This window comes from Natrialba sp. SSL1, from assembly GCF_001861355.1.
GTDB lineage: Archaea > Halobacteriota > Halobacteria > Halobacteriales > Natrialbaceae > Natrialba.
Map to the genome: position 1 here is coordinate 175,391 of NZ_MASN01000052.1, position 21,301 is coordinate 196,691.

The following is a 21,301-nucleotide window of genomic DNA, read 5'->3' on the forward strand; positions in this document are numbered from 1 at the left end:
GGGTGCTTATTCCGGTTCGCCGCTGGAAGGTGTGTCGGTGTTGGGGTCGGTGTCGGTGGCTGTATCCGAGCCAGAACGTTCTGCAAGCCCGTCAGACTCGATCCCCAGCCGCCGACAAACCGTCTCGAACCGGTCTCTGACCGCCGACAGCTCGCCCTCGGGAACCAGCGAGAGCGCACCGCCCATGGCGACGCCTTCCTTCGCCTCGCCGGCGCAGTAGCGGTCCATCGCGACGTGCTCGCGCTCGTGGTCGGCGAAGCCAGGATCGGTCACCGTCAGCTCGCAGTCGAGCGCAGCGCAGGCCGACTCGAGTTGGTCGCCCTGCTCGGCCGCGACGAACGAGGTCGTCGCAATTTCGAGCGGTGCGTCGACACCCGCGTGACGGAGGATCGCGGCTACGGCGACCATTTGCGTCCCGCCCGCGAGAGTGACGCTCGCAGCGGGGCTGGACTCGAGTACCCCTGCCGCGATGCCGGCGACGGTCGGCTGGACCGGGTCGCCGACGGCCCGAATCGCGTCGAAAGGTGCGGATTCGCAGTCGCCGGCCGCAAGGTCGCTCGCGGCGAGGGCCTCGTCGACGACGCGGCGCTTTCGCTCGACAGGGTTCTCCGGAAGCGACGAGGAGACGCTGGTCGGCTCGCCGAGGGCGGTGAGCACGCCGAGTGCGGTCGTCGTGCCGCCGGGAACCGTCTCGCCGATGACGATGTCGTCTTCGCCGTCGGGAAGGCTCGCTCCGTAGCCGTGTGCGCGGTCGAAAATCGCCGCTGCGTCCGGGACAGCCGCGGTCTCGCGGACATCGTTCCCCGGCTCGATACCGAGGTCGACCGTGGGGACGCTCGTCGGCTTGGCCAGCCCGGCGTCGACTACCGTCACGTCGAATCCGCACACCTCGCGGACGGCCCGCGTGACCGCCGCCGGCGTCGGACAGCCGTTCGGACTGACCGGCGTCACCGGCGAGCGCGCGGGCGCGCCGAACTCGAGTATCTCCACGTCGGCGGAGGGAGTGTGAGCCATCAGTTCGGGAGCCGCGCCGGCGGCGCTGATGCCGTCGATGAGCGCAGTTTCGGTGGTGCCGGCGGGAAGGATGATTCGCGGCTGTGTCATCGCTCGTCACTCCGGCTGTCGTCCGTTTCTCGCGCCGCGCGCGTTGCTCGTGTTTCCGGGTCCCGGATGTGCGTGGCAGCAATGTGGGCGTCTTCGCGTCGGTTCACGTTGATCGCGAGTCGTGGGTCGTCGGTTACGTAAGTCATGGATGGTGGGGTGTCGTCTGTCGTGTCGTGATCGGTCGTGTTGTTGTCCGTCGTAGTGTGGTCGGTTGTGTTGTGGGCAGTCGTATCGTTGTCAGTCGTAGTGTGGTCACTCGTGTCGTCAGCGGTCGTCTCGCCGACGACATTAATTCCGGTCGGGACAAGAGCAGTTTCGTCGGGGGCAGTGGCAGCGTCACCACCTGTCCGCTCGAGCCGCGAATCGACACTGACACCGAGTTCTCGCTTTCGGGATTCGGGAACGCAAACAGTCATCGACCCGGTTGCGCCGCGCTCGTCGTACGTCGCGAGCACCCGGTCGACGGCGGCTGCGGAGAGCAACGGGAGGTCCGCTGCGACTGTGAGTAGTGGCTGGGAAATCTCCGGCCGGTCGAGCGCAGCCAACAGGTCGGCAACGTACCCCTCGCCCGCGGTATCGACGAGACGGACATCTCGGTCTGATTCGGAAAGGTGTGCGTGCGTCTCCGGCGCATTGGGCGAGACTGCAGCGTAGATCGTCTCGATCTGGCTGGACTCGAGTGCACCCACGACGCGGTCGACCATCGCGACACCCGCGATGGGGTGGAGCGGCTTTTCGTGGTCGCTCTCGAGTCGGGTGCCCTTCCCGCCGCACATCACAAGAGCGTCCACGCGATCACCCCCGCGTGCAGTCCTGCGATGCGGCCGAGTTCGTTCGCCGCGCCGAAGATATCGCCGTTGATGCCGCCGAGGTGGCGGGTCGCCCAGTACCAGGGGAGACAAACGCCGGCGATGCCCCCAACGACGGCGGGCGCGACCGGTTGCGGCCAGGCGAGCGCCGCCGCCGAGAGGACGAGCGCTGCCGGGACGAGCCAGTCACCGGGCGTCGACGCCTCGGTGAACTGCTGGCCCATGCCTTCGTACGGCGCGCGGCCGAAGCAGGCCATCGTCGCCATGCCGAGCTTCGAGCCGACTTCGGTGCCGATGGCGACCGTGACAGCCGTCAACGCTGGAAGTGCAGCGAGACCGAGTCCGCCGAGTGCGAGTCCCGAAATCGTGATTGCGACGGCGAGGATCGCACCGACGCCAGTCGTCGTATCCTTCAGGACCTCGCGCCGGCGGTCGGCGTCGCCGTGGACGACGAGCGCGTCGCCGAGGTCGGCGACGCCGTCGAGGTGGTGAATCCCGGTCACCGCGTAGACGGCGAGCAGGTAGCCGAAGGCGACGACCGGCGGTGTGAGCACGTCGACCGCGAGCAACGGCACTGCGGCGAGTGTGCCCGCGACGAGTCCGACGAGCGGGAACGCGGCCGGCGTGGATCGGAACGCATCCCAGTCGCCATCACGGTGGCGAACGGGCAGTCGCGTCAGGAAGCCGAGCGCGCCGCGGGTTGCGCGGAGCCAGCGTCTTACAGCCACTGTCCCGCCTCCGCGAGAGGCGGCTGTGGCTGCAGTAAGTGGATTTCAGCGATCAGTGGTCCGTCCACAATGCCGAACTGGGCTGCGAGAACAGCGACCCCCGTCGCGAGAACCAGCGCAAGCACGGCCGAGACGACGGCAGCCGCACGGATCACGCTCGTCGCGCGCTCGCCGTCCTCGAGTGCCGGCAGTTCTGCGTCGGGGTTGAGGTCGTATACATCTCGTTTGCGCAGGCGAACCGAAAGCGCGCACGCGAGCGTCGCCATCGGCCACCCCGAGTTTGGCGACGGTGGCGTCCGAGCCCACGTGGCTGCACATCGGAGCGCGAGCGGTGCACCCGCACCGAGTGCGATCGCGACCGCCGAGAGACGGGCGGGAACCCACATCACGAAATCGTCCAGCCGCGCGCTCGCGGTTCCGTGTGGCTTCGACGGGTAGCCGAGCATCGAATCGAGCGTGTTGACGCCCTTGACCCACGCGGCCGCCGCTGCGGCAGCGGGCAGCGAAAACGGAGCGAGGAGCGCGAACGGCAAGAGCGTCGCGACGAGACCGTCCGCGAGATTCTCCGCCGCGCTCTCGAGTGCCCCACTGCGGAGTTCGGCCGGCGAAAGCGAGGTCGTGTCACGTCCGACAAGGCCGCGTACGCGGTCGCGAGCCGTCTCGAGTGCCGCCGCAGACCCGGCCGTCGCGCGGACGACCTCGTCGGTCAACTCGAGTAACGAGCGCAAACTGATCGTCAGCCAAAGGACGAGTGCGGCGGCCCCGATGCCGGCGAGCGGTGACAGGACGGTTGCGGTGAGAACGAACCCGGCGGCCGCGGCGGCGGGGACGAGCGGCACGACGAGTGCGATCGGAATGCCGACGAGGCGTTGATACCGCTCGTGTTCGCTCCACTCGCGGTCGAACGGCGCGATGAGGCGGCCGAGCCAGGCGACCGGATGGAACGCATTTCGCGGCTCGCCAGCGACGTGATCGAGCGCAAGCGCGACCGCGAGGAGGATAGCCGTGGTCACCATGAGTCTCCCCTCGCGCGTTCGGCCCGATGAGCTGGTACAGTGGTCGTCATTGCTGTCGCTCACCTTCGGACTCGAGTTCATCGACGTCGGCGAGGGAATCGAGTGCGTCGAGTGTGTCAGGAAATTCGGCGAGGGACTCGAGTACGTGTGTGTCTCCTAAGTCGTCACTCGTCTCCTCGCCTGGCGTACTGCTGTCGTCTGTCATCCGTTCGTCGGCGAGCAAAAGTGCGGTTCCCCCGACGGACACGATACCGCCGTCGGTTCGCGGATCGTCGCCGACGTGGACGAGGTCGGCGAGCGAGATACCGAGTTCGGTCGCGGTTTGCTCGAAGATTTCGGGTGCGGGTTTTCGCCAGCCGCAGCCGACGCTCGTGACGATGGTATCGAACTCATCGCGCGAGAGGGTAGATCGGACGAGTGTTCGTCCGACGAGTTCTGGAACGCTGCAGTTCGAGCAGAGCGCGACTTCGTGGCCGCGGTCGCGAGCGGCGTCGATCGCCGCCCGTGCACCCGGTCTGGTTTCGATGTCAGGGTCGAACGCGGCGACGACTGCTCGCCTGGCTGCGTTCCCCTGAACTGTGACACCGCGACTCGCGAGCGCGTGCGAGACGTGCGCGGGGAGCGGTACTTCCGCGCCGTCGGGAGCGTCGATGTGGATCTCCGTGTACGCGTCCGCCCAGTCGTCGGGCACCGAGACGCCGCGTTCGGCGAGTTCGGTTCCGACGGCTGCGGCGGGATCGGCCGGGTAGTCGGCGGTAACGAGCGTATCGAAGAGGTCGAACGAGACTCCCACGTTCGTGTGATTACCCCAAGTTAACTTTATCTTCGCGGTTCTCGCGAATCGGCCAGAAGTGGTGTCGGTGTGCCAGAGCGTGAACTACCCCACCCTACCTCTCGCCTGACGGCTCGCGCTTGAGGGTGGGGCTTCCTGCTTCTACGACGCGCTTTGCAGACACTGAATCGGTATCCACAGGAAGCGCAGTCTCCACAGGCGTTCGAAAATCACTGAGTGATTTTCGCAGCCCATCAGAACCGACAGGTTCTGAGGACGTTGATTCGGAGTGTCCCTCTCCTAACTGCTTGATGCCGCGAGAAAGGATGTTCCACGCTGCGTTCGCGTCTCTATCCGCTTCAAACCCACAGGCAGGACACGAGTGTTCGCGCACCCACAGCGGTTTGTCCGTCGAAACGCCGCAGGACGCACATTCCTTGGTTGTGCCACTCGGGTCTACGGCAACAAAATACGTACCTTCGCGTTCGCACTTGTATTCGAGCATCCGCAGGAACGTTCCCCACGCCGCTCCTGCTCGGTTCCGTGAATTGCCCGGTAGTTCAACCAAGCCTTTCGCGTCTAAGTCCTCCACAGCTACTAAATCGTACTCGATAGCGTAGTAGTTCGACAACTTGTGGAGAAAGTCACGGCGCTTTCGCTTGAGGTCAGCGTAGCGTTGGGCCACAACTCGGCGTTGTTTCTCCCAATTCGCAGAGCCGTGTTCTTTTCGTGAAAGGGAACGCTGTGCCTGTTCCAAGCGTTCGCGCTTGTCGGATAAGGCGGGAGATTCAACGGCGGTTCCGTCCGTGTCGTGAGCGTACTTGAGAATCCCAACGTCAATACCGACGCACTTCTCGGGATTCTCAGGCTTCTCTGGTGGGGATTTGGCCGTTTCGATGCCGAGTATGGCGTACCACTCGCCGGTGGGTTCCTGCTTGATTGTGACCGTCTTGATTTCGGCGTCGTCGGGCAGGTCACGGTGGAAGGTAAGTGGGATTTCTCCGAGTTTCGAGAGCCACAGTCGCGTCCGACCGCTCTTGTTTTTGAGCTTGAAGCCGGATTGACTGTAAGTGAAACTGCGGAACTCCCCCGGAGCTTTCCAGTTGAGCGTGCCGACGTGGTATCCGTTCTCTTTGCGACCACGAAGCGTCGTGAGATTGTCATACAACCGTTGAACGACCTTCTGAAGAACCTTTGAGTGTACTTGTTTCAGGTCGTTCCACCATTTCTTGAGGCTGGGCAGGAGTTTCTGTTCGCTGTATGCCGAGGTGTCGTCGGTGCGGTTGAGGCGGTGAAGGAAATGGTTGTAGACCTGTCTACAGGTATCGACAGTCCACGCTAACTGTTCTTCGAGAGCGTCGGACGGTCGGAGCTGATACCTGTAGTTGTAGTTCATCTACGAGCGTTCTTCGATGTGTTCGTCAAGTTTCTCTTGGACAAACGAAGACAGACTCAGGTGGTTCTCCTGAATCCACTCGGCTTGGTCGTCGCGGATAGAGATGTTCTTGCGTGTTGCCACACTACAATATACACAAAATACACAAATAAGGGTTGCGATTGCGTGGGCCTGTGGGCCGAGCGTCGGACGTGCTTGATACTTGTGCGGCGTTGACGAGACGCTCCGCGTCTCGTTCGCACACCAGAAATCGGAGATTTCTGGGGACGCTGTATCCCCTCCCTACTCGCTCCCTCCGGTCGCTCGTTGAGGAAGGGGCCTTAGCGCCTCAATTCAGGTAAGAGAGTGAGCGAGAGGGGACGAGAAGGAGTGAGAGAGAACAAATCGAACACCAGTGGATGGCTCTCAGACGGTGTCGGAAAAACGAATGAAACAGGGGCAGCAGAGAGATCAGCAGGAGATGAACGGAGAGAAACCGCGCTATACGTTCCGGTGAGCCAGCAATTCAGTCGAGTCGCGCGAACGCGAGGTTGCCCGAGATATTCTTGATGTAGATATCGACGACGTCACCCTCCTGTGCGCCGGGGACGAAAATCGTGTACTCGCCCTTTTCGGCGACACCGTCGCCCTTGCGGCCGGTGCCGGTAATTTCGACGGTGTAGGTCTTGCCCTCCTCGACGGCTTCCTGCTGTTGCTGCTGTGCGGCGCTCGTCGAGCGCTTGGTGACCGGTCGGAACGCACCACAGGCGTCACAGCGCAGCATTGGCGTGCGGTCCTCGCGAACGAGGCGGGTGTCCGGCAGGCCACACTCCGTACAGAGGACGTACTCGTCGACGTAGGCGTCGACCGCCGCGTTGAAGTCCTGCTCGGAGAAGGTCCCGTTGTACCGGCCGCGTCCGTCCTCGAACTTGCCGCTGGTTCCCATCTCTCGCTGAACGAACCGGTGAAGGTGCTCGTCCTCACGCGAGAGCACGTCGGCGATTTCGCCCAGGTTCGTAAACCGGGTGAACGCGCCGTCTTTCTGTGTCTGTGCGTCGGGGATCTGTAACCGTTCTTCGTCGCCCCCAATGTCGGGAACGTCCGCCATCGCTCGGTCGAGACTCGACTCGTAATCCATATGCGAGGAAAGACGACGCTGACGTAAATCCGTTCTGCTATCACGATCCGGCGACGGAACCGGGACAGGAACCCGGTATCCTCCGGTATCCTCAGAGCGACTCGCTTCCCGCGTCGCTGGCCGACCCCTGCGTCTCGTCATCGAGACTGTCCAGATCCCGCTCCGGATTCGCCTCTGCTCGACCAGCCGCTTCGCCCGTCACTTCGCCATAAATCGCCTCCCTCGCCGCCGCTTCGCTCTCGAACTCCTCGGTTGCAAGCCGGTCAAACACACTGCCAAGCGACTCCGTCTCGTTCGGCATGTCGATCGGGTCGCTCCCGTACTCGGTCGCGATCTCCTCGCCAGTGACTGGGTACTCGAGTTCCCCGAGATGCCGCTCGACATCCTCAAGGACGGATTCGGTGGTCTCGGCGCGCTGGGACTGTCGTTGTTCGGCCTGGTCCTGGACGCGATCGACATCAGGGTCCGGGCCGCTTCCGTTCTCGCTGCCGTCGTTGCTCCCGCCGGGGCCGTTTTCACTCATACGCGGCGCTATCATCACGTCGACCAAAAGCCGTCGGCCAGCGCGTGCGTGCACGACTACGATGACCTAGAGACGCAGACGATGACGCAGAGCCACGTAATCACGGTCAACCACAGCCGAAGAGTGACAATCGTAGGGGACTCGAGTAGACTACGGCCGGCAGGAAGACACCCTGTTCGCAATCGAACCTTCGACTTCGAAGTTATGCAAACGTCGTTTGCCACGTTCACAGGCACTTACTCCCGGGATCACTATGGGACCAATGCCCGCGGTAGTGTCAGTTACCACCGTCACCACCTACCACTACCGCAGGGCACACTGCGCTCTGCTGGCGATCACTGCGTTTTCCCGCTGTTTGCCCGCGGTAGGCAGCCAGGAGACAATAGACCATCGTGATAGACGCGTTACTGCACGCCGTCTACAGTAGCTGGAGGAGACGTCGGTTCGAACGGAAGTGACTGTCGGAAAGGCAGATCAATCGTCAGTCAACTACGAAGCGGCTGGAAAACGAGTCCGCCCTCCCCGATTTGAACGGGGGGCAAGTCGATCTACAGTCGACTGCTCTACCAGTCTGAGCTAAGGGCGGTCGCACTCAAACGTAGTCGCCGAGGTAGACATAAGGGTTATTATTTCTGCGCCGACCCAACTATGGTACCACGTAACAGCATGATTGATATAGGAGGCGTATCAATATGCCTGTATATCGGCCATGAGCAAGATCACGTTCCGCGCTGACGACGACCTCGTCGAGGAACTCGAGTCCCTCGAACTCTCCAAGAGCGAGGCGATGCGTCAGGCCCTTCGGTCCTATCTCGGCCACGACGATGCCGAGCGACGGACCGCCGACGAGGCGCGTGCGGAACGAGCAGCGGCATCGACACCCACCGAAGAACCATCACTCGGCACGCAACTCGAGTGCATGCTCGAGGAGTTCGTCTGCGAGCATGTCGACGAACGGCTCGATGAGCGACTCGAGTCCCAAGCGGACGAGAGTCGCGGTCGTCGAGTCAGAGCGGTGGAAACGACGTCAGACACCGGGCGTCGCGGTGAGAGTCGGATGCGGAGGCAGCCGCCAGCACGTGACCCACAGGATGTAAACGTCAGTATTTCGCTGACTGGCGTTGCCGAGGGTATCCCCAGGCAGTCCTCGGCTGAACAGGAGCAAGCGCCGAGCGTGCAGACGCGTGAGACAACACGGACGAACAGTCCACAACCGGGCACTCAGACAGACAGTGGTCAGGCTAGCCCAACCGATCGCAGTGCTGTCGGACAGGATCGATCGGCACCCACTCGGACCAACGAGCAGTCACAGATGAACACACAGACAGCGTCGACAGAGAGCCACACCTGTGATCAGTGTGGTGAAGCCGTCGACGCAGACCACGTCCACTGTCCGAACTGTGGCGAGAAGTCCTCGCGACGGCTGTTCTGTGAGTGTGGCGATGAGTACCGGTCAGACTGGTCGTTCTGCCCCGGTTGTGGACGGCGGACGCCGGCAGCAGACGTCTTAGAGCCCCGATAGCTGTCTGACAGTCACAGCTGACGAACAGTTGTAAGACACTGAAACTCCGGCTCGCCGATAGTTTTATTATGAAGGACGGTATTCTGTTTATTCGCGTAAGACGATTGTCTTACACCGGGCAGGAACTGCCCAAAATCGCCCGATTGTGGGCGATCGCGGTGTAAGACACGGCGCGTCTGACAGGGGCGCGCCATCGTCTTACCCAACGGGGAATACAACAATGGAGCGTGTGACACTGCGAATTCCGAAACAGCAGATCGATGAGGTAGAGCAGCTGGTTGACTCGGGCGAGTTCCCGAACCGGAGTGAAGCGATCCGGTCGGCCGTCCGCGAGATGATCAACGAGCAGTACGACGGCCACAGCGAACAGGCCGGGAAACACAACTGGGCAAAGGTCTAACAATGCAGGATATTGTTCAGGACGCCCTTGAGAACGCGGAACAGGAAGCCCGAGAGATGGACGCCACGATGGACGACGACGAGTTCGGTGACCCCCGAATCGTCATCGTCGGCTGTGGCGGTGCCGGCAACAACACCATCAACCGGCTGTATAACATTGGCGTCGACGGCGCTGACACCGTGGCGATCAACACGGACAAACAGCACCTGAAGATGATCGAAGCCGACACGAAGATCCTCGTCGGCAAGTCGCTCACGAACGGGCTCGGCGCTGGCGGTGACCCGTCGATGGGCGAACGCGCAACGGAAATGGCCCAGAGCACGGTCAAAGAGGTCCTCGGTGACGCAGACCTCGTCTTCGTGACAGCAGGTATGGGCGGTGGCACCGGCACGGGTGCCGCCCCCGTCGTCTCGAAGATCGCCAAAGAGCAGGGTGCGATCGTCGTCGGCATGGTCTCGACGCCGTTCAACGTCGAGCGTGCCCGCACGGTCAAGGCTGAGGAAGGACTCGAGAAGCTCCGCGATCAGGCGGACTCGATCATCGTCCTCGACAACAACCGACTGCTCGATTACGTCCCGAACCTTCCGATCGGCAAGGCGTTCTCGGTGATGGACCAGATCATCGCCGAAACCGTCAAGGGAATCTCGGAGACGATCACCCAGCCGTCGCTGATCAATCTGGACTACGCAGACATGTCCACGATCATGAATCAGGGCGGCGTCGCGGTGATGCTCGTCGGCGAGACACAGGATAAGAACAAGACCGACGAGGTCGTCAAGGACGCGATGAACCACCCGCTACTGGACGTCGACTACCGTGGTGCATCCGGTGGTCTCGTCCACATTACGGGTGGCCCGGACCTCACACTCAAAGAGGCCGAGGGCATCGCGGACAACATCACGGAGCGCCTCGAGGCGTCTGCAAACGTCATCTGGGGCGCCCGGATTCAAGAGAACTACAAGGGCAAGGTCCGCGTCATGGCGATCATGACCGGTGTTCAGAGCGCGCAGGTGCTGGGCCCGACGACGCAGAAGCAGGCCGACAAGTCCCGTGCGAGCATCGAGGGACTCAACGACGGCGACTTCGACGCGAGCAACAACGTCGAACAGTCCGGCCAGAGCTTCGGTGCCCAGAGCGACGGCGGCCGAAGCGAACTCGACAAGCAAAACGGCGTCGACGTTATCCGTTAACTGACGCCAGACTGCGGCGCAGTCACTGCAGTACGGTTGCGGTTCGATTTCGATTTTGTGTGGACCGCTTCGTTTCGTTTCATCTCGTTTCCGAGTGTCTTACTTGACGTGAGACTGTGTGCGGACAGCGCCTCGTATTCGATACCACCGGTTCGTGCGGTATTCGACCGGAATGTACAACAGGCCCCACGAAGACAGTGTGAGACGACCAGCGATGCACGCACTCGTCTTTGCTGCCGGGCGTGGCACGCGGCTCCAGCCGTACACCGACGACACGCCGAAGCCGCTGCTCGAGGTCGGTGGCGAGCCGTTGCTCCGCCGAACGCTGCAGACGGTCACTGACACCGTTCCCGGGATCGAGCAGTTCACCATCGTCGTCGGCTACCGGGGTGACAAAATCGTCGACTGCATCGGGAGCACGGTCGACGGCGTGCCAGTGTCTTACGCGTGGCAACGCAATCGGAAAGGACTCGCACACGCTGTCTGCCGGGCGGCCGAGGATGGCTACGGTGTCACACTCGCACCTGATGACGAGAACGTGAACGTGAACGTGAACGAAAACGAGAACGAGAACGAGGACGGAGAGGAGGACAAAGACGCAAACGTGTCAGACACCGCCTTTCCGGACGACGTACTGACGATCAACGGCGACAACGCCCTCGACTGTGACCTCTCGGCGCTCGTCGACCGTCACCGCGAACCCGGCGTCGACGGGACACTCCTACTCGACCGCGTCTCGCGAAACGAAGCCGAAGCGACAGCACTGTGTTCGCTCGCAGCCGACGGCCGTATTCGATCCGTCGAGTCGACACTCGAACGTGGGCAGACGACGGGCTACATGGCCGCCGGCGTCCAGACCCACGACGGGCCCGACCTGCTCGACGCCTGTCGGACACTCGACCGCGCCGACAGCGGCGAGTTCGAACTCACGGCTGCACTCGAGTCCCTGCTCGCTGACGGTGCCCAGTACGTCGGGGTCGAACTCGATGGCTGGCATCGAAACGTGAATACGCCGACTGATCTCGAGCGGGCGCGAGAACGGTTCGAAGGGAGCGCGGTTCGGAGCGAGCGCGGTTCGGAGCGAACGAAGTGAGCGAGAACCGCGGAACAGCGAACGGGGAACAGCGTGACCCGTGAGCGAACGAAGTGAGTGAGAACCGCGGACGAGGAGCGGAGAACAACGTGACCCGCGAGCGAGTGAACTGGGTGAGAACCGCGAAAGTGCGATCAGTGTGTACCTAGTTGCAGTTGTTACTATAAGCCAGAACGGCGGCAGGTGGGAAGCATCCTGCCGATGACTACACGTGGCCGTGATCGTCCCTGAAACTTACGTGGCGTGAATCCGAACCCGGACGAAATGACGGTCTCGCTTGCGCTTCGGATCCTTGGCGTTCTCGCCGCCGGCTATCTGCTGTTCGTCACGCTGCTGGCGATGGGCCCGATCGGGATGGCGGTGTTCGTGCCATTGCTCGTGATCGGGGCCGTCCAGGTGTATCGAACTCGAACCCGTCCCGAAAACGGCGGGCCAAGTGGCGAACTGCCGGACTACTGTCCGAACTGCGGCACGGCAATCGAGGCGGATGTATTCGACGCTACGGCTACGGACACTGCTGCTGGCGAGAAGGGCGATCAGGGTGACGAGCGTAATCGCCACGCGGACAGCAAGGGTTCCGATGAACAGCCGTGGCGCGTCCACTACTGTGCCGGCTGTGGTGCACCGCTTCAAGCCGGTGACGACAGTGACTCGAGATTCGAGGCGGGCGAAACGGGCACCACCGGTCACACTGGCTCGACGAACTGCCCGAGCTGTGGCTCACCGAACGATGCGGGACGGGAGACGTGTGCGTACTGCGAGACGGTACTCGAGTAGCTACACCAGCGCCTCGAGCAGGGAGCACTTCCGGCAGATATCACGGGTCGTCGTGGATCCACACTCGGTACAGTCTTGAAGGTCTGCGCCGTCGTCGCCGCTGAACTCGTCGGACGTGATGCCCGCGAGTTCTTCGTATCCAGAGAGAATCGAGTGGCGGGTACCGGGGTGGTTTTCCTCCAGGTCGTACAACAGCTGCTGAATCTCGCCGCGATAGGCCTCGCTCGCGTGTGGACACTCCGTGATGTGTGCTGGCAGGTCGTTGATGTGGGCGTAGAGTGCGACTTCCTTCTCGGGAACGTCACGAAGCGGCTTGGCTCGCGGGACGAACTCGTCCTGTTGCTCGCGCTCGGAGAGCGGTCCGAGGCTCGCATCGAAGTGTTTGGCGATTTGTTCGACGTCGCCCTCGAGGAAGTTCATCAGCGCGGTCTGGGCTTCGTCGTCCAGGTTGTGGCCCGTCAAGAGGAGGTCTGCGCCGAGGTCGTCTGCGTAGCGCGAGAGGATATCGCGCCGGAAGACGCCGCAGTAGGCGCAGGCGGCCATGTTTTCGGGGTCGTCCTCGACCACGTCGTCCATCTGGATGCCGAACTCCTCCTCGTAGCTGACGACCTCGTGGCGAATGTCGAGCTCGTCGGACAGTTCGACGCAGGCGTCGAGGCTCTTGTCGCGGTAGCCCTCGATCCCTTCGTGAATCGTCAGGCCGACGAGTTCGATGCGCGGGTCCTTGGCGAACGTTTCGTGGAGAATCTGGGTGAGGACGACGCTGTCCTTGCCCCCAGAGAGGCCGATGACCCACGTTTGCGGGTTCTCCGGCGTCGCGTCCTTCGGGACCAGGTCGTCCCGGCGCACGCGCCGGCGTACCCGCTTCTCGACCGATTCACGGAAGTGATCCGCACAGAGGTGTGCCCCGGAGTAGGCGGCGTGCATGACCGCCTCCTCGTCACACCGATTGCAGTCCATCGCGGTGGCTTTGCCGTCGAACGCGTATGTCGGTTTCGTCTCCTGCGTGCGCTGTGGTCACTGGGATCGTTGGTGGGGACGTTGTCTGGGTCGCTACCAGGACGTTGTCTGAGTCGTTACCGGGATCGTGTCTGGATCGCTACCAGGCTCGTTGCTGGAATCACTACTCGGCAGACTCGGGCGCTGCTGGTGTCCGTGGCGGGACGACCGAGCGATCCTCGATGGCTTCAGCACCGTCCTGCAGCGAGTCGAGGAGCAGATCGACGTAGCGCTCGCGCGTCGGCGAGGAGAACAGTTCGTGGCCGCCGTCGTAGAGCACGACGTGCTCTGCGGGGACGCGCTCGCCGATCGGCTCGAGGTCGACGACGGAGTCACGCAGCGTACAGAAGACCACCGCATCGTGGTCGATCGTCAGGAGATTTTGCTGGGCGTGGTGGATCTCCCGGACGAACGCCGGTGAGACCCAGCGCGGAGTCGTCGAAATCTGGTGGTCCGTCGCCTTCTCGCCGAGCGCGTCGCGTCCCATTTCGCCGACCGGAATACACGGGAGCGTCGTCGGGACGCTGGAAACGAGATCGAGCGCTTGTTCGGGCAGATCAATGTTGTACCCCCACCACGGGCTCAGGTAGACGTGGTTGTCCGCACCGTCGAGCGCCTGCGCGACGAGTGCGCCCGCGCTGTGGGCGAGTAGCTGATACTCCTCCAGGTCGAGGACGTACTCTGCAACCGGCTCGAGCCAGTCAGCTTTGAAGTCCTCGATGTTCGTCGGAAGCTCGAAGGCGTGAACCCGGTAGCCGGCGTCGGTGAGCTTCCCGATGAGCCAGCTGACGTTCTCGTGGGTCCAGCGGTTGCCCCAGCCCATGACGAAGACGAGTTCGGTCTCGCCGTCCTCGTTGAAGACGCGGTGTCGCATACGGTTCACTTCGGGCGGATCAGATAAAAACCTGCTCTCTTGACAGGACAGTGTGGTGACGTTGCCGGCGAGAGAACGGGCCGACGGCTCACCGAGCAACAACGCACAGCCACGAACACAGTGTTTGGGAACTGCTTTGAAAGCGCCCGTGCGAGTCGACCCATGTTCGATTCCCTCCGCGCCCGACTCTATCGGCTCGGGTTCAATCTCTTTCCCGCCTATCGACGCACCGGCGGCCGAGTCACCTATATCGCGCCCGACTGGCAGGAGATCCGCATCAAACTCCCCCACACCTGGCGGACGCGCAACTACGTCGGGACGACCTTCGGTGGCAGCATGTACGCCGCAACTGATCCGTTCCACATGATGATGCTCCTGAAAACCCTCGGCGACGAGTACACCGTCTGGGACAAGGAAGCCGAGATTCGCTTCACAAAACCCGGCACCGAGACGCTGTACGCGCGATTCACGATGACCGACGAAGAACTCGACGCGATCCGCGCCGAACTCGACCGCGAGGGAACGGACTCGATCGATCGCCACTACACCGTCGACCTCGTCGACGCCGAGGGCACCGTTCACGCGACGATTCGAAAGACCGTCTACGTGACGACGGATCGGTCGAAACGCGCCTGAGCGGGCGTCGGCTGAGAAACCGTTTTGCAACTCGAGTACCCACCGTCGATAATGAGCGACACTGGTGGCGATAGCGGGCGCGAGAGCGAAGCCGAGAGTGGAGGCGGGAACGGGAACAGGAATGAGAGCGGAAGCGAGACTGAGAGTGAAAACAGGAACGGATTCGACCGCGCCGACGCAGTCGACCGACTCGAGTCCCTCGTCGACACCGTGGAGAACGAACGGATGCCGGTTCCGGTCCGCGAGGTCTGGGCCTTCGGTGACGTTGCACTGGGGCTGGATCCGGTCGAACGGCTCGATATCTATCTGACCAAGGATATTCTGCTGCGTGACGAAAGCGCGCCCGCTGCAGGCGGCAGTGGAGGGAGCGACGAGCAGAATCCCGACGAGCGCTTTCAGGAATCCCACGGGATCGAAGGCGTCGGCAAATCCGTCCGCGCGGACTGGGCCGAGGAGTACCCCGAGTTCCTGCGCGCGAACGCAAACGGGCACGCCGCACCGGAGCAGTGTCTCGCAGCGCACCTCCTCGGAGACGAACACGGGACCGGCGACGAACCGATCCACTTCGAGGTCTGCAACGCCTCCTTCGAGGACAACGTCACGCAGCGCCTTCGGGGTGCAAAACTGCGCGAAGACTATACCCAACTGCTCGATCCTCGCGGCGTCTGCCTCTGGGCCGACGGTACCCGAAGCGACGAGGCGTTCCGAAAGCTCCGCGAGAGCGAACTCGCGCTCCCAACGCTGTCGGCGGCTCTGGAGATGCTCGGGATGGAAGACGAGGAGGCGACGACCGCGGCCAAGGAGCTACACGCCTGGCGCGAAGAGCAGGATGGCGTAACGGTACGCGGCGACGTCGTTTGAGGGGCGTCGGTTTACAGACCTAACCGTCTTCGGCCACCGGAATCGCACGCGCAGCCGTCGCCTTGAACGAAGCCTGAACGTCCGCCCCGGACTCGAGTGCCAGTCGCTCCAGACTCGTCCGTGTGATGACGGTTTGCAGGCTCTGTCCCTCCCCCAGATCGAGCGTCACGCTTGCGATGGCGTCAGCGGCGTCAATGGCGGCGACGGTGCCCGTAAACTGGTTTCTGAGGCTCGTTTGCGCGGTCGTCTGTTCTTTCGCACCAGCACCGTCGGCGGACCCAGACGACGCAGAGAGAACGACCGCATCCGAGCGCACGCTGACCTGGACCGACGAGTCGTCGGCAGGAACCAGCGCGACGATCCGCCCGACGGGCGTCTCGACCGTTCCGAGTTCGCCCGTCCGATCGACGACGGTGCCCGGGAAGACGGATGCCGTGGCGCGAGCGACGCCGTCCAGTTCGGTCTGATGGCGTTCGAACTGCCGGAGCAGGTCGCGGGCGACGGGCGTGAGTTCGGTTCCGCCGCCGTCCGCGCCACCGCGGCGGCGTTCGGTGACCGCGCCGACGGCGTCCTCGAGTGCGACCACGCGACGCTGGAGGCGAGCGTAGGAGCGACCGAGCGCGTCGGCGGCAGCGTGCATCGAGCCGTGGTCGTCGATCGCGGCGAGCATCTCGACGTCCTGGCGGTCGATCGTTACGTCGCCGATCGTGAGTTCAGTCTGGTAGTCTTTTTCGACGGTCATGTGAGGGCGAGGTGATGGTAGTGGTATCGACTGCGAGCCATCAGTAAATCAATTCTCCGTCGATAAACTTGCGGGTTCGCGGGTCGGCCGGCTCCTCGAAGACCGTCTCAGTATCGTCGACCTCGATGATACCGTCGCCGAGCAACACCGCGACGCGGTCGGCGACCCGCCGGGCCTGGTTCATGTCGTGCGTCGCAATTGCGACGCCGATCCCGCGCACACTGGCCTCGCGGACTGCATCCTCGATCACGGCCGTATTCCGCGGGTCGAGGTCCGACGTGGGCTCGTCGAGCAGGAGCACGTCAGGATCGTACGCCAGCGCTCGCGCGAACGCGACGCGCTGGGCCTCGCCGCCCGAGAGGGAACTGGCGTGGCGATCGAGTTCGTCCGCGAGTCCGACGATGTCGAGCGCCTCCAGCGCGTCGCTGGTCCCGTTTCGAAGTCCGACGAGATCGGCGATCTCGCGACGCAACCGGTCGGACCACGACTGACGGACGTGCAGGCCGTACTCCGCGTTCCGGCGCACGCTCGCGTCGAAGAGACTGGCGTCCTGAAACACCATGCCGATGCGCCGACGGAGTGCAAGACGCTCCTGCTGGCTGGTCGCCCAGACGTCGACGCCGTCGTACTCGAGTACGCCCTCGCGCGGTCGGTCGAAGAGCGCGAGGAGGCGCAGGAGTGTGGTCTTGCCGACGCCGGAGGGGCCGATGATGGCGACAACCTCGCCGGGGTCGACGCTGAGCGAGACGTTCTCGAGGACGGTGGTGTCGGCGTAGCCGTGGCGGATGGTGTCGGCGCGGAGAGTCATCGGGGACCACCGCCGTTGTCTCCGCTGCTGCCGGTACCGGTGTTACCACCGCTCCCACCCCCACTGCCGCCTCCGCTGTTCCCGAGCCAGATCACGAGCGCGTTGACGAACAGGACGAGGCCGACCAGGATCACGCCGAGGATTAGTGCCGGTTCGAAGCGCCCCTGGCGGGCCTCGAGCTGGATCGCGGTCGTGATGGTCCGTGTGTAGGACTCGCCTTCGGGGCCGACGATGTTGCCGCCGACGATGAGGACGCCGCCGACCTCGCTGATCGCGCGACCGAAGCCGGCGAGGACAGCTGTCGCGATGCCGTAGCGGGCTTCCTTGATCGTCACGAGTGCGACATCGAGGCGGGTCCCGCCCATCGCGAACGCCGCGTCCCGAACCTGCTGTTCGACGCTCGTGACGGCCGCGAGGCTCACGCCGGTGATCACCGGTGCCGCGAGCACGATCTGGGAGAGGATCATCGCCTCGGGGGTGAACACGAGGTCGAGCGAGCCGAGCGGGCCCTGATTCGAAACGGCGAGCAAGACGACGAGCCCGACGACGACGCTCGGAAAGCCCATCCCCGTCGTAATGACCGAGGCGAGTACGCTCTTTCCGGGGAACTCTTTGAAGCCGACGAACAGGGCGAGTGGGATGCTGATGAGCGTGCTCAGGACGACGGCGGTGAGACTCACGTAGAGCGAGACCTCGACGATGCTCCTGATGTAGGTCCACTCGAACGGGAAGTCAGCGGCGAACGCGACGGTACCGGGTGCCGACTGGGCCACCCCACTCCATAGCTGGGAGCTGAACGCTGTCATCGACACTACGACCCATCACCGGCATCATTGCCTGATACTCGCCACTCCGCTGGGACGTACTGTTCGAAGTTCGGCTCCTCGCTGAGCGCCTCGGGATAGAACAACTGCTCGTCGTCGACGGTGTACTCCTCGATGATCGACTGCCCTTCGAGGCTCGTGATGAAACCGATGTAGGCCATCGCCAGTTCGTAGTTGACGTTCTCGTGCACCGCGGGATTCACGGCGACGATCCCGTAGGGGTTGGCCAGATGGTCCGATCCGCCCTCGACCGGCCCCTGAACGTGGATCTCGAGGTCCAGATCGGCGCGCATCGAGAGGTACGTTCCCCGGTCCGTAAGCGTGTAGTCTCCCTGCTGGTTCGTCATCGAGAGCACGCTGCTCATCCCCTGGCCGGCATCGAGGTACCACTCGCCACCCGGCTCGCCGACGTCCGTCTCCTCCCAGAGCTCGAGCTCCTTCGTGTGCGTCCCCGAGTTGTCGCCGCGGGAGACGAACGTCGAGTCGGTTTCCGCGATGGACTCGAGTGCCCCGATCACGTCGTCGGCGTCTGCGGTCCCAGCCGGATCATCCGCAGGGCCGACGATCACGAAATCGTTGAACATCAGATCGCGCCGGTTCACGCCGTGACCGTCTTCGATGAACTCGTCCTCCAGCGGCCGGGCGTGGACCATGACGACGTCGGCGTCGCCACGGCGACCGATCTGGAGCGCCGCACCCGTTCCCTCGGGAATCGTGTCGATCGTCACGCCGTAGCGGTTCTGAAACGGGACGTGGAGGTCGTCGAGCAGTCCCGTGTCGTACGTGCTAGTCGTCGTTGTCAGCGTGAGCGTCTCGCCTGCGACTCCCGGTGCGTCCTCGGCCGTCTCGTCGCCACCGAGACAGCCTGCGGCACCGGCAGCGAGGCCGCTTCCGATCGTCGCGATGAACGACCGCCGTTGTATCGCCATGGACATAACGATGTGAGAGAGGGAGCAAATAGCTATGGGACCTGGAGTAACCAGAATTGGTTCCTCCTCTCTTAGTTGACAACCAGAATAGGACACTACGGGTGATATCGCCGCGTTTGATAGCACCCGTAACCAGTTTTGGTTCGGAGACAGGGAACGGGGATGGTGAGTACCGAGCTACGGAACCGACCCGACTGGCGTCGACAGCGGCCGTCAGGAAATGTCGCGCCGCCTGAACCAGAACTGGCTGGCCAGCAGGAGGATGATCACCATCCCGATCAGCACCGCAGCGTCGCCGACAGCGTAGGTACTCTCGATGAGAATCTCGTTCGGGTCGAAGTACCGCATCGGAGCGATGGCCCCGACCGCCTCGTAATCCGTTCCCTCGAGGAGAGACTCGACGAGGAACAGCGCGAAGGTGACGCCGAGAGCGACGCGCTGGGCGATGCTCGCGCGGTCGAAGACCACAGATGCGAGCAAGCCGATGGCGGCACAGGCAAAGAGATACGGAATCGAGAACAGGTGAACGGCGAGCAGGTCGGCCCCCGAAATCGACTCGTCGATCAACGGCGCGCCGACGTAGACGACGATGGGGGTGAGGATGTTGACGAGCACGATCGGAACGGCCATCGCAGCGAACTTCTCGCCGACGACGCGGGCGCGGGAGATGGGCAGCGAGAGAAGAACGTCCATCCGGCCGCGGTCGACATCGTCCGCAATGACGCCCGCCGTACTGTAGGCGAGGTAAAGCCCGAGGAGGATGATCCAGCCGAAGACGTAGAGTTCGACGGCGAGAAAGCCCTCGAGCGTCGCCATCGTTCGAATGCCCATGACCTGTAAGACGGGTTCCGGATAGGCCGCGAGCAGTTCGTCCATGTCCATCGCGTCACGAAACGACGGAAAGATCCAGACGATGAGCGCGGCGAGCAGTGTGAGACCGATCGAGAGGTAGACACTCCCTTTGAACCGACGACGGCCATCGTAGCGCGCGAGATCAAGCATCGTCGCCACCTCCGCTGGATCGCGCCGTTCCATGCGTCTGTTCGTCGCCCACCTCGTCTTCCGACTCGTCTCTCCCGACACTGTCCGGCGATCGCTCGGCACCCACCTCGTCCTCCGCGCCGTAGAACCGCATGAAGATGTCCTCGAGTGGCGCCTCCTCAACCGAGAGGTCGAGCAGCCCGATTCCGTCGACTCGTTCGACCAGCGCGTTCACGTCACCGGTGAAGGTAAACGTACACTCCGTAAACGCTGCTTCCGAGTCATCCGCCGCCCCGTCCTCTCGGTCGAGACTCGTCTCGAGATCGTGGACACCCGCGAGCGACGACGGATCGAACCGCTCGAACGGGACCGGCTCTGCCGTCCGAAGCCGAACCACCTTCCCGCTCCTGTCGAGCAACGACTCGACCGGTTCGACCGTCACGAGCTGGCCCTCCCGAATGATGGCCACTCGGTCGCAGAGCCGACGCACCTCCCCCAGCACGTGCGACGAGAAGAACACCGTCACGCCCCGCTCTCGCTCGGCTCGCAGAAACTCGGCGAATCGCTGTTGCATCAGCGGATCGAGCCCGCTCGTCGGCTCGTCCAGGATCACCAGCTCCGGATCGTGCATGAACGTCAGCACCAGCCCCAGTTTGCGGACGTTGCCGTGTGAGTACTCGCGTACCTCCCTGTCGAGGGGTGGATCGAACAGTTCGAGGAGGTCCTCGCTTCGCTCGTCTCCCTTGATTCGGGCGTGTAACTCGAGTACGTCCCGCCCAGTCGCCCCCTCATCGAAGGACGGACTATCGGGCAGGTAGCCGATATCGCGTTTGCCCTCGAGCAGGTCCGATTCGTCGGTGATGTCGTGGCCGAGCACGCGTGCGGTGCCGTCGGTCGGGGAGATGAGTCCGAGAAGCGCGCGGATCGTCGTCGTCTTGCCGGCCCCGTTCGGGCCGAGGTAACCGAAGATTTCGCCGCGCTCGACGGAGAACGTGACGTCGTCGTTGGCGACCACCTCGCCGTAGTCCTTCGTCAGTCCCGCGAGTTCGATTGCAGCCATGGTAAACAGTTCACAGAGAGAGCATATGTAAGTCCGGTCGCTCGCCCTGCGTGGCAGGCGGTGGACACAGAGACGCTCAGTACCGACTACTCGATGCTGCGAGCGTAATACGAAGAATTTTGTCGCTGCTGTCGGTGGTC

The 21,301-nt window shown here is 63.3% G+C and carries 24 protein-coding genes and 1 tRNA gene; 7 read left to right on the forward strand and 18 right to left on the reverse strand.

What is annotated here, in order from left to right:
* Positions 1 to 6: 6 nt before the first annotated feature.
* From cobT to BBD46_RS18180, 10 genes are all read right to left on the reverse strand, one after another.
* A complete protein-coding gene (cobT, locus tag BBD46_RS18140) occupies positions 7 to 1,104 on the reverse strand; it encodes a nicotinate mononucleotide-dependent phosphoribosyltransferase CobT (RefSeq protein ID WP_071403076.1) in 1,098 nt (365 codons plus the stop codon).
* Entirely contained in the window at positions 1,101 to 1,880 is a 780-nt protein-coding gene (locus BBD46_RS18145) for an NTP transferase domain-containing protein (protein WP_071403077.1), read from the reverse strand. The genes cobT and BBD46_RS18145 overlap by 4 nt, the downstream gene beginning before the upstream one ends.
* Positions 1,880 to 2,641, reverse strand: a complete 762-nt coding sequence (cobS, locus tag BBD46_RS18150) for an adenosylcobinamide-GDP ribazoletransferase (protein ID WP_071403078.1) — start codon at positions 2,639 to 2,641, stop codon at positions 1,880 to 1,882. Before cobS ends, BBD46_RS18145 begins: the two co-directional genes overlap by 1 nt.
* Positions 2,632 to 3,657: an adenosylcobinamide-phosphate synthase CbiB gene (gene cbiB / locus BBD46_RS18155; RefSeq protein WP_071403180.1), complete on the reverse strand. Its 1,026-nt coding sequence runs from the start codon at positions 3,655 to 3,657 to the stop codon at positions 2,632 to 2,634. The genes cobS and cbiB overlap by 10 nt, the downstream gene beginning before the upstream one ends.
* Before the next feature lie 46 nt (positions 3,658 to 3,703).
* A complete protein-coding gene (locus tag BBD46_RS18160) occupies positions 3,704 to 4,450 on the reverse strand; it encodes an HAD family hydrolase (RefSeq protein ID WP_071403079.1) in 747 nt (248 codons plus the stop codon).
* Positions 4,451 to 4,544: 94 nt separating this feature from the next.
* Positions 4,545 to 5,825 (reverse strand): RNA-guided endonuclease InsQ/TnpB family protein, encoded by a 1,281-nt coding sequence (locus tag BBD46_RS18165; RefSeq protein ID WP_071403080.1) that lies wholly within the window; start codon positions 5,823 to 5,825, stop codon positions 4,545 to 4,547.
* The gene (locus BBD46_RS23380; protein ID WP_256375002.1) at positions 5,826 to 5,948 is read right to left on the reverse strand and encodes a hypothetical protein; all 123 of its coding nucleotides are present in this window, start codon (positions 5,946 to 5,948) and stop codon (positions 5,826 to 5,828) included.
* 382 nt (positions 5,949 to 6,330) lie between these two features.
* A complete protein-coding gene (locus BBD46_RS18170; RefSeq protein ID WP_071403081.1) occupies positions 6,331 to 6,942 on the reverse strand; it encodes a translation initiation factor IF-2 subunit beta in 612 nt (203 codons plus the stop codon).
* 91 nt (positions 6,943 to 7,033) lie between these two features.
* The gene (locus BBD46_RS18175) at positions 7,034 to 7,465 is read right to left on the reverse strand and encodes a DUF5789 family protein (protein WP_071403082.1); all 432 of its coding nucleotides are present in this window, start codon (positions 7,463 to 7,465) and stop codon (positions 7,034 to 7,036) included.
* 512 nt (positions 7,466 to 7,977) lie between these two features.
* A tRNA-Tyr gene (locus tag BBD46_RS18180) sits at positions 7,978 to 8,051 on the reverse strand.
* A gap of 123 nt (positions 8,052 to 8,174) precedes the next feature.
* Between BBD46_RS18180 and BBD46_RS18185 the strand changes: the two genes are divergently transcribed.
* The 5 genes from BBD46_RS18185 (at position 8,175) to BBD46_RS18205 (ending at position 12,447) form a co-directional block, all read left to right on the forward strand.
* Positions 8,175 to 8,987: a zinc ribbon domain-containing protein gene (locus BBD46_RS18185; protein WP_071403083.1), complete on the forward strand. Its 813-nt coding sequence runs from the start codon at positions 8,175 to 8,177 to the stop codon at positions 8,985 to 8,987.
* Positions 8,988 to 9,207: 220 nt separating this feature from the next.
* Positions 9,208 to 9,387 (forward strand): ribbon-helix-helix domain-containing protein, encoded by a 180-nt coding sequence (locus BBD46_RS18190; RefSeq protein ID WP_004216792.1) that lies wholly within the window; start codon positions 9,208 to 9,210, stop codon positions 9,385 to 9,387.
* Between the two features lie 2 nt (positions 9,388 to 9,389).
* Positions 9,390 to 10,577, forward strand: coding sequence for a cell division protein FtsZ (ftsZ, locus tag BBD46_RS18195; protein WP_006652212.1), 1,188 nt, complete (start codon positions 9,390 to 9,392; stop codon positions 10,575 to 10,577).
* Positions 10,578 to 10,791: 214 nt separating this feature from the next.
* Complete coding sequence (locus tag BBD46_RS18200; protein WP_071403084.1) at positions 10,792 to 11,670, forward strand: nucleotidyltransferase family protein; 879 nt, start codon at positions 10,792 to 10,794, stop codon at positions 11,668 to 11,670.
* A gap of 264 nt (positions 11,671 to 11,934) precedes the next feature.
* Positions 11,935 to 12,447, forward strand: a complete 513-nt coding sequence (locus BBD46_RS18205; protein WP_071403085.1) for a zinc ribbon domain-containing protein — start codon at positions 11,935 to 11,937, stop codon at positions 12,445 to 12,447.
* Here the strand turns inward: BBD46_RS18205 and ncsA are convergent, their stop codons facing one another.
* Together ncsA and BBD46_RS18215 are read right to left on the reverse strand one after the other, a co-directional pair.
* The gene (gene ncsA, locus BBD46_RS18210) at positions 12,448 to 13,407 is read right to left on the reverse strand and encodes a tRNA 2-thiolation protein NcsA (protein WP_071403086.1); all 960 of its coding nucleotides are present in this window, start codon (positions 13,405 to 13,407) and stop codon (positions 12,448 to 12,450) included.
* Positions 13,408 to 13,570: 163 nt separating this feature from the next.
* Positions 13,571 to 14,320 (reverse strand): alpha/beta fold hydrolase, encoded by a 750-nt coding sequence (locus BBD46_RS18215; RefSeq protein ID WP_071403087.1) that lies wholly within the window; start codon positions 14,318 to 14,320, stop codon positions 13,571 to 13,573.
* Between the two features lie 162 nt (positions 14,321 to 14,482).
* Here BBD46_RS18215 and BBD46_RS18220 point away from each other — a divergent pair, with 162 nt between their 5' ends.
* Both BBD46_RS18220 and BBD46_RS18225 read left to right on the forward strand, forming a co-directional pair.
* Positions 14,483 to 14,956, forward strand: coding sequence for a DUF4442 domain-containing protein (locus BBD46_RS18220; RefSeq protein WP_071403088.1), 474 nt, complete (start codon positions 14,483 to 14,485; stop codon positions 14,954 to 14,956).
* 51 nt (positions 14,957 to 15,007) lie between these two features.
* A complete protein-coding gene (locus tag BBD46_RS18225) occupies positions 15,008 to 15,817 on the forward strand; it encodes a DUF7095 family protein (RefSeq protein WP_253184601.1) in 810 nt (269 codons plus the stop codon).
* A 19-nt stretch (positions 15,818 to 15,836) separates the two neighbouring features.
* Here BBD46_RS18225 and BBD46_RS18230 read toward each other — a convergent pair whose 3' ends face one another.
* From BBD46_RS18230 to BBD46_RS18255, 6 genes are all read right to left on the reverse strand, one after another.
* Entirely contained in the window at positions 15,837 to 16,559 is a 723-nt protein-coding gene (locus BBD46_RS18230; protein WP_071403089.1) for a molybdenum-dependent transcriptional regulator, read from the reverse strand.
* Positions 16,560 to 16,599: 40 nt separating this feature from the next.
* A complete protein-coding gene (locus BBD46_RS18235; protein WP_071403090.1) occupies positions 16,600 to 17,367 on the reverse strand; it encodes an amino acid ABC transporter ATP-binding protein in 768 nt (255 codons plus the stop codon).
* The gene (locus tag BBD46_RS18240) at positions 17,364 to 18,173 is read right to left on the reverse strand and encodes an ABC transporter permease (RefSeq protein ID WP_253184602.1); all 810 of its coding nucleotides are present in this window, start codon (positions 18,171 to 18,173) and stop codon (positions 17,364 to 17,366) included. The genes BBD46_RS18235 and BBD46_RS18240 overlap by 4 nt, the downstream gene beginning before the upstream one ends.
* Before the next feature lie 5 nt (positions 18,174 to 18,178).
* Positions 18,179 to 19,120: a substrate-binding domain-containing protein gene (locus tag BBD46_RS18245; protein WP_071403092.1), complete on the reverse strand. Its 942-nt coding sequence runs from the start codon at positions 19,118 to 19,120 to the stop codon at positions 18,179 to 18,181.
* A gap of 213 nt (positions 19,121 to 19,333) precedes the next feature.
* Positions 19,334 to 20,122 (reverse strand): ABC transporter permease, encoded by a 789-nt coding sequence (locus BBD46_RS18250; RefSeq protein WP_071403182.1) that lies wholly within the window; start codon positions 20,120 to 20,122, stop codon positions 19,334 to 19,336.
* On the reverse strand, positions 20,115 to 21,161 hold the full coding sequence (locus BBD46_RS18255) for an ABC transporter ATP-binding protein (RefSeq protein ID WP_071403093.1): 1,047 nt from the start codon (positions 21,159 to 21,161) through the stop codon (positions 20,115 to 20,117). Before BBD46_RS18255 ends, BBD46_RS18250 begins: the two co-directional genes overlap by 8 nt.
* Positions 21,162 to 21,301 lie beyond the last annotated feature (140 nt).